Source organism: Caulobacter sp. 17J65-9 (assembly GCF_010975005.1).
GTDB lineage: Bacteria > Pseudomonadota > Alphaproteobacteria > Caulobacterales > Caulobacteraceae > 17J80-11.
Window position 1 is genome coordinate 1 of sequence record NZ_JAAIVC010000189.1, and the last position, 6,562, is coordinate 6,562.

Annotated in this window: 10 protein-coding genes; 5 read left to right on the forward strand and 5 right to left on the reverse strand. The window is 72.7% G+C overall.

The genetic code is table 11. From position 1 onward, the window contains the following. Nucleotides 1-105: 105 nt before the first annotated feature. Nucleotides 106-849 (reverse strand): hypothetical protein, encoded by a 744-nt coding sequence (locus tag G3573_RS18980; RefSeq protein WP_163263252.1) that lies wholly within the window; start codon nt 847-849, stop codon nt 106-108. 141 nt (nt 850-990) lie between these two features. Here G3573_RS18980 and G3573_RS18985 point away from each other — a divergent pair, with 141 nt between their 5' ends. The 4 genes from G3573_RS18985 (at nt 991) to G3573_RS19000 (ending at nt 3,304) form a co-directional block, all read left to right on the forward strand. Then, complete coding sequence (locus tag G3573_RS18985) at nt 991-1,740, forward strand: hypothetical protein (protein WP_163263253.1); 750 nt, start codon at nt 991-993, stop codon at nt 1,738-1,740. 4 nt (nt 1,741-1,744) lie between these two features. After that, the gene (locus tag G3573_RS18990; protein WP_163263254.1) at nt 1,745-2,143 is read left to right on the forward strand and encodes a hypothetical protein; all 399 of its coding nucleotides are present in this window, start codon (nt 1,745-1,747) and stop codon (nt 2,141-2,143) included. Between the two features lie 366 nt (nt 2,144-2,509). Then, nucleotides 2,510-2,950, forward strand: a complete 441-nt coding sequence (locus tag G3573_RS18995; RefSeq protein WP_163263255.1) for a hypothetical protein — start codon at nt 2,510-2,512, stop codon at nt 2,948-2,950. Nucleotides 2,951-2,989: 39 nt separating this feature from the next. Continuing rightward, on the forward strand, nt 2,990-3,304 hold the full coding sequence (locus G3573_RS19000) for an ATP-grasp domain-containing protein (protein ID WP_163263256.1): 315 nt from the start codon (nt 2,990-2,992) through the stop codon (nt 3,302-3,304). A 30-nt stretch (nt 3,305-3,334) separates the two neighbouring features. Here the strand turns inward: G3573_RS19000 and G3573_RS19005 are convergent, their stop codons facing one another. Then, nucleotides 3,335-3,799, reverse strand: coding sequence for a hypothetical protein (locus tag G3573_RS19005; RefSeq protein WP_163263257.1), 465 nt, complete (start codon nt 3,797-3,799; stop codon nt 3,335-3,337). A 157-nt stretch (nt 3,800-3,956) separates the two neighbouring features. Between G3573_RS19005 and G3573_RS19010 the strand changes: the two genes are divergently transcribed. After that, nucleotides 3,957-4,535: a hypothetical protein gene (locus G3573_RS19010; protein ID WP_163263258.1), complete on the forward strand. Its 579-nt coding sequence runs from the start codon at nt 3,957-3,959 to the stop codon at nt 4,533-4,535. Between the two features lies 1 nt (nt 4,536). Here G3573_RS19010 and G3573_RS19015 read toward each other — a convergent pair whose 3' ends face one another. The 3 genes from G3573_RS19015 to G3573_RS19025 all read right to left on the reverse strand — a co-directional run bounded on the left by G3573_RS19015 (nt 4,537) and on the right by G3573_RS19025 (nt 6,266). Then, entirely contained in the window at nt 4,537-4,881 is a 345-nt protein-coding gene (locus G3573_RS19015) for a hypothetical protein (RefSeq protein ID WP_163263259.1), read from the reverse strand. Continuing rightward, on the reverse strand, nt 4,878-5,180 hold the full coding sequence (locus tag G3573_RS19020; protein WP_163263260.1) for a hypothetical protein: 303 nt from the start codon (nt 5,178-5,180) through the stop codon (nt 4,878-4,880). Before G3573_RS19020 ends, G3573_RS19015 begins: the two co-directional genes overlap by 4 nt. A gap of 84 nt (nt 5,181-5,264) precedes the next feature. Next, on the reverse strand, nt 5,265-6,266 hold the full coding sequence (locus G3573_RS19025; RefSeq protein ID WP_163263261.1) for a sensor histidine kinase: 1,002 nt from the start codon (nt 6,264-6,266) through the stop codon (nt 5,265-5,267). Between the last annotated feature and the right edge of the window lie 296 nt (nt 6,267-6,562).

A 6,562-nucleotide genomic window follows, 5' to 3' on the forward strand; every position in this document is an offset into this window, starting at 1 on the left:
CGGCCGGGCCATCCCGCGGCGGGGTCTGGGCCTGCCCCCTGGCCTGGGCGGCGCCCGCGAGCGCCAGGCCCGCGAGCGCGCCGGCGACGATCCGCTTGTTCCTCGTCAAGGCGCCTGCTCCTTCGGGACGATCCTCTCGACCTGCGCCCGCGTCGGCTGGCCGTCGTCGGCGCGGACCGGCGTGAACCGAAGCATCGGTCCGCCGGGCTGTTGGCCCACCGCCTGGCCCCACGCCACCGTCCGGTCGAACGCCCGCTCGTCGGCGCCCTGCCGACTGACGTCGCTCAGCACCACGCCGGTCGGGCCGATCGACTTCACGACGAACAGTTCCTCATAGGGCTCGAGCGCGACCGGCTGTTCGACCAGCTTCGGCTCCGGGACCTCGCGCCAGAAGCCCATCGGCGAGCGCCGCAGGAGCGGACCGGCGCCGTCGGCGGGAGACGTCTCGACCGTCCCGGGACGCACCCAACGCAGGCAGAGCGCCGGCGCTTGCCGCGCGACGCACCAGCTCAGATACCGGGCGCGGGGCGGCGGCGCCGCGCCTTCCCTCACGGTCGCCTCAATCTCGACGGCGTAGAACGGCGTCCCGGCGGGGACGACCGCCGCCCCCTCGCCCGGGACGTAGTCCTCGGCGAGACGGGCGGTGCGCCGCGCCCGAAGCTCCAGCTGAGCGACCACGTCACCGGGGCCGACCGAACCGACCTTCTGCTGGGACGACGCCACGAAGGCCAAGCCGCCGGCGCCGGACCACAGCGCCGGCGGCTCGTGGTCCTGCGCGTACGCGCCCGCGGCGACGCTCGCCGCCAGAGCCGCCGCGACGAGCCCCCCGGCGATGATCCGTTTGGTCATGGAAGCCCCCGCTTCGTTTCAGTCCTCAGCTAAGCCGCAGACCGGGGCGCCGACAAGCGTCCCCTCTCCCGCAAGGGGAGAGGGATTTGGTGGGCCGCCTCGACGGGGTTAGCGTGTGGGCGCCGAGGGAGGAGAGCAGGCATGGGATCACGTCTGGGCCGAGCCGCGCTGGCCGCCGCCGTGCTGGCGCTGCAGATCCCCGCGCCGGCCGTGGCCGCGGCGCCCGCCGCCCGCCTGCCGACCGCGGCCCAGCTCAAGGCCTGCCCGCTGCTGGCCGATCTCGACCTGCGCAAGATCGCCGCCGAGACGAGACCCTATCCGGGCTGGCGCGCGCAGATGGACACCCAGCACGCCATGACCCGCGGCCCGGTCGGCGCCGGCTTCACCCCGCCCGACGACGCCCAGGTGACGATCCGGATCTGGGCCGGCGGGAGCGAGACCCAGCAGGTGCAGATCCAGACCTCCAGCATCGTCTGGAAGGACGCCGGCGGGACCTGGCGGATGAACCGGGTCGACTTCAGCAACGCCCCGCCCCCGCCGCCGCCGATCTGGGACGGTACGGGCACGCCGCCGCCACCCATGACCCAGGCCGACATCGAGGCCCAACAGCGCACCCTGACCCAGGGCCGGCTGGCCCCCGCCCAGGCGGCCGAGATCGAGCGCACCCTGGCCGACCCGTGCTTCGCCCTGCAGCCCGACGCCCTGCCGATGAACCTTCCGGTCAAGCGCGGCCGCGAGCCCCGCCCGCCGTGCTGGGGCGTGACCGGCGGGACCCTGGAGATCCGCTGGGCCGACGGGCGCCGCCGCGACGTCACCGAACTGTGCGGCGGCTTCTACGCCCGCGGCGCGATCGACGCGGTGATGTACGCGAAGGCGGCGGAGGGGGCGTAAGGCCGTGATCACCTCGGCCGACGAATTCAAACGCCTGCGGACCAGCGACGACCTGGACGAGCAGGACCGTGCGACCCACGAGCCGGCCGACGAGCAGGTCTGGCTCGAGGTCGTCGCCCGCTTCCCGGAGCTGCGGAGCTGGGTGGCGCGCAACAAGACCGTGCCGCTCTCGATCCTGCGCCTGTTGGCCGCCGACCCCGATCCGGACGTCCGCTCGGAGGTGGCGATGAAGCGCAAGCTGGACCGCGCGCTCTTCGAGGCCCTGGCCGACGATCCCGACCCGGGCGTCCGCCGCCGGCTGATCTGGAACCGCCAGACGCCGGCCGACCTGCTGGCCCGTCTGGCGACCGACCCGCTGCTAGCCGCGGACGCGGCGGAACGGATGCGGGCGACCGCCGACTAGCCCCGCGCCCCGCCGGCCTCGGGCGGCACGCTGGAGTACACGCCGGCCCTCGACGGCTCAAAGCTGGTGGTGACCGGCATGAAGCGACGGCCGGGCGGCGGCTAGCCCCCTCTCCGCCTGCGTCCGCCCGGACGGAGCGCGGCTTTCATCCCATGCAGGCGAGCGTGCTCCCGGGGCCGGGCGGGTCAAGGACCGGCCCGAACGGGCCGGCCGCGCCGCGGCGCGCGTTCCGCGCGTCCTTGAGCCGCCCGGACCCGGGAGCTCCAATCCGCCATGGGAAGAAAGCCGCTTCAGCGTCGCCCGGGCGACGCCGGGCGGGAGGGGATTGGGATGGCAGGCCGGCGAAGGACGCGGCAGGCTGCGCGGATGAGCACGGAGAATCGCGAAACCGCCGTCCACTGGGTCATCCAGGCCAACCGTGGCGCGGCGCTGGACGTCGAAGCCATGGCCGAGACCCTGCGGGCGGACGGCCATGTCGCTCACCTGCTCACCCTGGAGAAAGGCGCACCGGCGCCGGAAATTCCCGACCTGCCGGACGCCGCGCCGATCGTTTGCCACGGGCCGGGCTTCCTCACCCGGGCGTACGGCCATCCCCGCCTGGGCGCGGGCCTGTTCTTCGACCGCGACGCCTTCCGCTGGTCGACCTTCCGCGCCTTCTGGGGCGAGGCGATGCTGGCCACCGACGCGGACGTGACGACGCTGGAGGCTGCGCAGAAGCGGCTCGCCGACGGCGCCAGCGCCTTCATCCGGCCCGACGCGGATTCAAAGGCGTTCGACGGCGGCGTCTATGACGCGGAAGGCCTTTGACAGGCCGTCGCGCATCTGGGACCGGCGGGCGAACTGCCGGTGGTTGTCGCTCCGCCCAGGACGATCGAAGCGGAGTGGCGCTTCTTCATCGTCGACCGCGAGGTCGTCGGTTGCTCCGAGTATCGCCGCTGGGGCGCCCCCTCCATCGACGGACCGGTCCCGCACGCGGCCATCATGCTCGCCGCCGACCTCGCCGAACTATGGGGACCTGCGCCGGTCTACTGCCTGGACCTCGCCGAGGCCGACGGCCGGATCGGCGTCGTCGAGGCGAACTGCTTCAACGCCTCCCGGTTCTACGGCGCGGACGCCCACCGGGTCCTGAAAGCGGTCAACGCCTTCGTGCTCAGCCGCTAGACGCCCGGTCGAACACGACCGCGCCCGCCCTCACCCGCACGCGACGTCGCCGCAGGCCAGGCGCACCGTGCGGCCGGGCGCGGGGGCCTCCATCCGCGCCAGGCGTTCGTCGAGGTCGGCCAGGTCGGGGCTGGTCAGGACGACGACGTCGCCCTCCAGCCGCCCGACGTAGTGGATCGGGTCGCCGGGAACGGGCTTGCCGTCCTGGTCGTCCCACGAATCCTGCACGGTGAAGCGGATCTCGCGATCCGTGATGGTCGCGGGCCAGGTCTTGCCGCCGTAGCACTGGCCTTCGCAGGTGGCGACCACCACCGACGGGCGGGGCCCGACGTGCAGCTCGATCTCCATTCCCAGCAGGTCGCCGGTCTCCTCGTGCAGAGAAACGTCGCTGTAGACGCCGCTTCGCCACGCGCTCGCCGCCGCCTCGGCCTCGGCCTCGGCCTGGGGCGGGTCCGCCCTGGTGCAGCCGGCGGCGAGCAAGGCCGCCGCAACCATCCATCCGCCCCGACAGCCCATGCGATCCCCCGAACGCCGTTGGCCGCCTCCTAGCGCCGCGACGCTTCGTTTGCAACCTGGGAGCGAGCGTGGGCGCGGACTTGCGCACTCGCCGCGCCGGCCCGACAAGGCCCCGGGACCTGGCGGGAGAAAATCGATGACGCGCATGCGAACGGGCGGCCTGGCGGTCGCGGCGGCGCTGCTGGCGACGGCCGGGCCCGCCTGGTCGGCGGAGAAGCTGACCACCGACCAGTTCGTCCGCGCCGGCGCCGGCTTCGCCTGCATCTCCGCCGTCGCTCCGGGCGATGGCGCCGAGATCCCCTGCCTGCGCATGGGCCCGCTGGGCGTCGGCATGGCGCGGGCCGAGGCCGAAGCCGTGCTGGGCGCTCCGTTCACCTCGGTCCAGGACCGCGGCGACGAGACCTTCATCCACCCGCTGGCCTGGCGCGACGTGCCGGGCGGCAAGGAGCTCGCCGCCTACGTCGCCCTGGCCTACGACGCCGACGGGCGGGTCAAGGTGCTGCAGGTCTCAGGCGTCCCCATCGCCCAGGACTGGGCGTTCTCGAAGGTGCGCCTGGGCGAAACCGAGGCCGCCGCAATCGCCGCGCTGGGCGAGCCGTTCGCGCGCGAGCCGGTCCCCGACACCGGGGCGCAGCTGTGGACCTACGGCCCCTGGCCTTTCTCCTTCGAGGTGCTGGACGGCCGGGTCGTCTCGATCCGACTGCACGCCGGCTGACCTACCGCGCGACCGCCCGCAGCCGCTCGGCGCCGACCAGGGTCACCCTCCGCGTCCAGCCGGGCCGGTCCTCGGTGAGCGGGCAGACGTGAAAGCGGCCCCAGACGAAGCGGTCGAAGTCCGGGTGAAGCCGCTCGACCTCGGCCGGCAACAGACCCGCGCCCTCCGCCTCGCCCGAGGCGGTGACGACACCCAGCAGGCGCTTCGTCCCCGTCGGCCAGATGCGCACCGACGGCGTGCCGTTGGTGATCGACAGTCGCCCCTCGACCCAGAAGCAGGCCGAGCCGGCGGGCGGCGCGGCGGCGGGCGCCGAAGCGAGCAGAAGGGCGGCGAGCGGGGCGATCATCGGGGATCGAAGAAGCCGATCGAGATCGCGACGCCGATCATGCCGACGAACATTACGCCGCCGTGCAGCCAGTACCGCCTGATCAGATCGCCGTCGGGATAGAACGCCCGGTAGCGCGAGAACACGCGTCGGGTCTTCGTCCAGCCCCAGCCCAGCATCGACTCCTGCTCGTCGGGTCCGACCTGACGGTTCACCAGATCGACGATCCTGAACGCCGCGAAGTTGGCGCGGAGGCAACCGTACATCGCGACCGCGAAGCAGAGAGCCGCGCCAATCGTCCGCCAATCGTTGAACTGCATCGACTCGTCCAGGGCGGCGCGTCCGCCCGCCGCCAACCTATGAATACGTGGCGGCCAGGTGAAGAGCGCGCTCGCCCGCGCCGCTCAGGCGGCCAGACGGTCCAGTCGCATACGCAAGGTCACGACAAGGCCGCTCGCCTGCCAATCATAGGAAAGCTGGCCGCCCAGTTGGTCGGAGACGCTGCGGGCGACCATCTTGGAGCCGAACCCGCGCATTTCCGGCGTGTGACCGACGACGGGTCCGCCGCTTTCGGCCCACACCACGCGCACGTCCTGACCGTCCAGGGCGCCGGTGACGTCCAGCATGCCGGTGTCCGACGACAGGGCGCCGTGTTTCACCGAATTGGTCGCGAGTTCGTGGATGACCATGGCGAGGACGGTGGCGGTCTTCTCGCCCACCCCCATTCGCGGGACCGCCACGCGGATCCGTCCGGAGAAGTCGCCGACGTCGTCGTAGGGCGCCAGCAGGACCGACAGAAGGTCGCCCAGAAGGGCGGCCTCGCCTTCCTGGCCGGGCAGCGGCCTGACCAGGTCGTGGGCGCGGCCGAGCGCGGTCAGGCGCTTCGTCAGGTCGGCGGCCATTTCATGAACGGTCCGCGCCGAACGCGAGGTGATGTGGGTCAGCCCGGCTGCGATGGCCAGCAGGTTCTTCACCCGATGGCTCATTTCGCCGGCGAGCAGCTCATGGGCTTCTTCGGCCTGCTTGCGACCCGTCACGTCCAGAAAGATGCCGAACATGACGCGATCGACCATGCCCTGGTCGGCGCCGCGCCCGCGCGCCGAAATCCAGCGGACATCGCCGCCGACCAGGATACGGAAGTCGGTTTCGTAGGGGCCGGAGGTAGACCGCGTGGCCGTGAAGGCCGCCCGGACGCGGCCCCGGTCGGCCGGATGGATGCGCTCGGAAAGTTCTTCGAACGACACCTCTTCGGCCCAGGGCAAGCCCCAGATGGAAAACGCGCGCTCGTCCATCGTGAGGCGGTTGGTGTCGACGTTCCACGACCACAGCGCCACGCTGGCGGCGTCGATCGCCAGCCTGAGATGTTCGGGCTTCCAGACCAGGGAAGCTGGACCTTGGGCGGACAAGAGGGTTTCCCCGGTTCAGGCGGCGGCCGATGCGTCCCGCTCCCAACCCGCGGCGGCGGCTAAATTACATCGTCGCGAACGCTGAAAGCGCACCCCGGAATAGCAATCTTGTGAACCGGCGCCCCTCACCCCTGCAGCAGCCCCAGCGCCCACTGGTCGTAGGGGCCCGCCTCCTCGCGCGCCTCGCCGGCCCGCCAGCTCAGCGCCCAGACCTGCACGCCGGCGGCTTGCGGCGGCAATGGCGCGGTCAGGTCCAGGCGGGCGCCCGGGGCCAGCCGCTCGGCCCGGCCCAGCGC